Source organism: Bifidobacterium avesanii (assembly GCF_009299475.1).
GTDB classification, from domain to species: Bacteria; Actinomycetota; Actinomycetes; order Actinomycetales; family Bifidobacteriaceae; genus Bifidobacterium; species Bifidobacterium avesanii.
In genome coordinates this window covers 1-5037 of sequence record NZ_WBSN01000040.1, presented here as the reverse complement: position 1 = coordinate 5037, position 5037 = coordinate 1, and the positions used below count along the sequence as shown (strand labels likewise).

Sequence of the window (5037 nt, the reverse complement as noted above, 5' to 3'; positions counted from 1 at the left end):
CCCAACCCCCGTCACCCCACTCTCATGGACCAGCCCGGCGCAAACCGGACGGGCGGGGATTGGACTGGCAATCAAAAAACTTGTCTAAACAAGCAGTACAAACACGCTCTTGAGTTCTCAAACCACGACACTCTGACGGCTTCAACAATTCTTGGGAATCACCGTCGCTGTCAGGCAGCGAATAGTTAAGTTACCCGAATTGTTACGGGAACGCAAACTGACACCACCGGCAGGTGAACAATCGTTGAAATACAAGGGATTTTCGGCGTGTCTCAACGTGGATAAAGGGGTTTCTACGTGGCCCGGGCGTCGCGCCGCCGCAGATTCCACATCCAATAGGCGCATCGGTCCAACGAAATCCACAATTTCGGACATTCCCACCCATATTTTCGATTCGTGTGGTGGTTTTTGGCGCATCCGGCACGAAAGCCCACCGATGTTCCGGCGATATGACGTCAAGGCTACAAACCCGGCGGAGAAAAACCACCACACGAATCGAAAATACCCCGCCGCACCCCATTGAATTCCTGGCGCACCAGTGCTCAAACCCTTTTCAGTTCCGATCCGTCCCGCCCAGCCCAGTCTCGCCAAGCCCACTCAGCCTCATCAAGCATCATCAGACCGCACCAAGTCCCCGCCAAGTCCCAGCAAACCCCGTCAAAATCCGCGGCGACGAGGCATTCCGCATCGCAACGCGCAATCGGTAGTAGTGTGGAGGCATTCGCATGAACACCGGGCGCACACCCGACACACCAGCGGTGCGCGCCGGCAGTGCGCACCGCACGCGGCCCACGAGCCGCAGGCGTCAGGAGAAAGCACAGATCAGGAGGAGCGAGCCATGATCAACGAGGAATACAAGGCGATGCTGGGCGGCAAGTCCGTCATCCGCGAGCTGAGCGAGTATGCGACGGCCCGCGGCGCGCAGATCGGCTACGAGAACGTGTTCGACTACAGCCTCGGCAACCCCTCCGTCCCCGCGCCGAAGTCGTTCACCAACGCCATGGTGGACCTGTACGAGCACGGCGACCCGGTGGCCATCCACGGCTACTCCCCCTCACTCGGCATCCCGTCGGTCAAGGAGGCCATCGCCGCGAACCTCAATGAGCGCTTCGGCATGGCGTACACCGGCAACCACATCTTCCCCACCACGGGTGCGGCGGGCGCTCTGGCCCACGCCATGCGCGCGGTGACCAAGCCGGGCGACGAGATCATCACGTTCGCCCCCTACTTCCCCGAGTACCAGCCGTACGTCAGGGGCACGGGCGCCACGCTCACCGTGATCCCCGCCGACACCGCGAACTTCCAGATCAACTTCGAGGCGTTCGAGGCGGCCATGAACCCGAACGTGCAGGCCGTGCTCATCAACACGCCGAACAACCCGTCCGGCGCGGTCTACTCCGCCGAGACGCTGACCAAGCTGGCGGCCATCCTCGCCGCCAAACAGACGGAGTACGGCCACGACATCTTCCTCATCAGCGACGAGCCGTACCGCGAGATCGTGTTCGACGGCGGCACGCAGCCCTACCCGGCGAAGTTCTACGCGAACACGCTCACCTGCTACTCGTGGTCGAAGTCGCTGAGCCTGCCGGGCGAGCGCATCGGCTATGTGGCGGTGAACCCCGAGGCCACGGACGCGGACCTGCTCGTACCGATGATGGGCCAGATCTCGCGCGGCACCGGTCACAACTGCCCGCCGAGCTCCATCCAGCTGGGCGTGTCCAAGGTGCTGAACGAGACCGCGGATCTGGGCGTGTACGAGACGAACATGAACCTGCTGTACGACGCGCTCACATCCATCGGCTTCGACGTGGTGCGCCCCGGCGGCACGTTCTACATCTTCCCGAAGGCGCTGGAGGACGACGCCGTCGCCTTCTGCATGAAGGCCAAGGAGCATGATCTGATCCTCGTGCCGTCGGACAGCTTCGGCGTGCCGGGCTACTTCCGCATGGCGTACTGCATCGACACGGAGAAGGTGAAGCGCTCGATCCCGGTGTTCGAGAAATTCGCCCGCGAGGAGTACGGGCTGTAGGGGCCGGGGTCCCTGTCTGACCACGGAAGGCGCATATTTCCGGGGTGATCGGCGGCGTTTCAACGATCCGGTCGGGAATGCGCGTCTTCCGTGGTCGGGTTATGGTCGGGCTATGGTCAGGCCACGGCCAAGCAGACGCCGGTTTTGACCACGGAAGGCGCATATTCCCCAGACGATTGGCGGAATTCCAACAATCCGGTCGGAAATATGCGTCTTCCGTGGTCAGACAAATGCCGACTCCGACCACGGAAGGCGTATATTTCCCAAGCAATCGGCGGAATTCCAACGGCACCGCATGGAATATCGCCCTTCCGTGGTCAAGCGCGGTCAAGCGCAGTCAAGCGCGACCGGATGCACCGGCTGGGGCGCGCCCGATCGAACCGCCCAGACCGGACAACCGATCACGCCGGACCGCTAGACCGCCGGCCCAACAGCCCCTACACGCGCCCGGCGTCATGGTCATGCCCGGGAATCGATGCTCCATGAACGCGTCGCCGTAGTGCCGCGCGAAGAACCGCGTGACCGGCGAGTCCTGCGGCAGGCCGATCGCGCGGCCGTACCAGCAGTCGTACGCCATGAGCGTCATGAGGCCGTCCGCGAACAGGAGCGCGAACAGCACGGCCGTGAGCGAGTACCGCCACTTCCACGGGATGCGGTTGACGAGCCGCACGAGCCGCGGCAGCGCGAGTTTGATCCATACCACGCCGAGCAGCCCCCAGAACATCATGTACTTGCCGCTCGTGCGCCCGCCGATCGACAGCCACTGGCCGGTGTAGTCCCACGAGACGATGCCGAACGCCACTTCGAGGAACCAGCTCGAGCAGAACTCGAACGCGCCGCCGATCACCGCCGAGGCGAAGTAGACGAGCACCGGGTTGAGCCGGTACAGCCGGTTGAGGCAGATCGTGAGGATGCACGCGCCAAAGCCGTAGATGGGCGACAGCGGACCGTACAGCATGCCGGCGCGGTTCATCCACGTGCCGGTCATGGCGGCCACATACAGGATTTCGATGACCCACCCGGCCACGCAGCCCACGAAGAAGATCCAGATGATGTTGAAGAAGTCGAGCGCCGCGTAGCCCCTGCCTGTCGGATCACGGCCGACCATGCCGCGGGCGAGGGCCTCCTCGTAGTCGTCGCGCGCGTCCATCATTCTGAGGGTCCGTTGGAGGCGACGCTCCTCGCGCAGCCCCGGATCGGCCTGCACGGACAGCACCACAAGGAAGATCATCTGCGCCAGCGGCACGAGCATCGGCCAGTCGAGGCCCTCGAGCGCGAGTTGCAGCAGACCACCCAGCGCCGTGGGCACCATGAGCGCGTAGGCCCAGCGCGCCACGTGCCGACGGCGGTTGGTGAGGATGAACACGCCGAACACGACGAGCCCCACCGCGTTGCCGAACGTCACCACGGCCTGCGCCACGGCGAGGATGAACGTGAGGGATGCGGGGTTGATCGCGGGAAGCCAGTCGACGAGGGAGTTCGCGGCATTCGAGGCGCTCGACGAGCCCGCTACGCCCACTGAGCCCACTGAGCCTGCTGCACCCGACGAGCCGCCCGTCCAGCCAAGTCCGCCGAGCACCACGGCCACGGTGGCGAGCGCGAACAGCAGCACGGTGATCGCGCCGTCGACGAGCACGAGCACGCCGTACACGCGGGCGGCAAGCGGCAGCCTGCGCGCGTCCGGGTCGGCGGTGGGTTCGGTCGATTTGCCGGCCCCGTTTGACTTGCCGGTGCCGGCCGGGCTGTCGGGCACAGTCGTTCCGGTCACACCGGTCAACTCAATCTCCCCGATCTCCCCGGCCGGACCGTCGGATGCGACCGTGCCGATCACGCTGGCCATGCCGGGCAGCTCAGCCATCCCGGACTCTCCGGCTGCCCCGGTCGTTCCGGTCATTCCGGTCACGCCGACCGGACCGTCGGATGCGGCCATTCCGACCACGCTAGTCACGCTAACCACGCCGGGCAACTCGGTTACTCCGGCCGGACCGTTGGACACGGCAATTCCGGTCACCCCGGCCTCTCCGGTCGTCCCGGCTGCCCCAGTCGTCCCAGTCACACCGGCCGGACCGTCGGACACGGCAATTCCGACCATGCCGGTCACCCCGACCTCTCCGGTCGTCCCGGCCGTTGTGACGGGCTCGATCATTCCGCCGGGATTGACCGCGTCACCGGGTTTAGCCGTCCGATCGGACTCATCCGCCGCGCCGGAGCCGACTGTCCCGCTTTCGGTTCGCGCGTTCGTCATGATGCCTCCCTGCGTGCCCGGCCATATTGGTTTGCCGCCCATCCTAGCCGGACCGCGGCCGGATCCCGATCGCCGACCGACCGGAGACCGACTACGGGCCGACCGCAAACTGGCCGAGGACCGGCCGCAGATTGATCATGGACCGACCGCGAACCGACAAAGAAAAACGCATATTTCCCGGGCAAGCGGCGCCATCCCAACAGTCCGGGCGAAAATACCGCCGTTTATTGGCCAAATAGGCGACGTGCACCGACAACGAAAGGCACATATTTCCCGCATGATCGGCGCCATTCCAACAAATCGGTCGGCAATATCGCCGTTTATTTGCCACGGGGGCTGCGGAAGTCGGCAACGGAAGCCGCATTTTTCTCGCCGATCGGCGTCGCCCCAATGGTCAGAGGGAAAATATCGCCCTTCCGTTGCCGCCCGACCGGGAATGCCCCGCCCGGTCAACCGCCCGGCCATCCGCCCGACCAGTCGCCCGGTCAAAAGGGCCGCGGCACCCGACCACGGAAGACGCATATTTCCCACGTCATCGGCGTCATTCCAACAAACCAGTTGGGAATGCACGCCTTCCGTGGTCCTACGGACGGCGGGCTAGACCACGGAAAGCATGCATTCCCCGGACAATCGGCGTCATTCCAACGGCCCCGTGGAAAATGCCGGCCTTCCGTGGCCGGCGGAAGACCGTAAGCCGGGCCCGTCGCCCCACCTGCTAACCCATCACGCTCCCGCCTGCCAACCCATCCCGCTTCTGCCAACC

2 protein-coding genes are annotated in these 5037 nt (G+C 64.6%); one reads left to right on the top strand and one right to left on the bottom strand.

From position 1 onward, the window contains the following. Positions 1-838 precede the first annotated feature (838 nt). Complete coding sequence (locus tag DSM100685_RS10595; protein WP_152351301.1) at positions 839-2029, top strand: pyridoxal phosphate-dependent aminotransferase; 1191 nt, start codon at positions 839-841, stop codon at positions 2027-2029. 337 nt (positions 2030-2366) lie between these two features. On the opposite strand, the gene DSM100685_RS10590 is transcribed toward DSM100685_RS10595, so the two are convergent. After that, positions 2367-3959 (bottom strand): putative ABC transporter permease, encoded by a 1593-nt coding sequence (locus tag DSM100685_RS10590; RefSeq protein ID WP_239512756.1) that lies wholly within the window; start codon positions 3957-3959, stop codon positions 2367-2369. Positions 3960-5037 lie beyond the last annotated feature (1078 nt).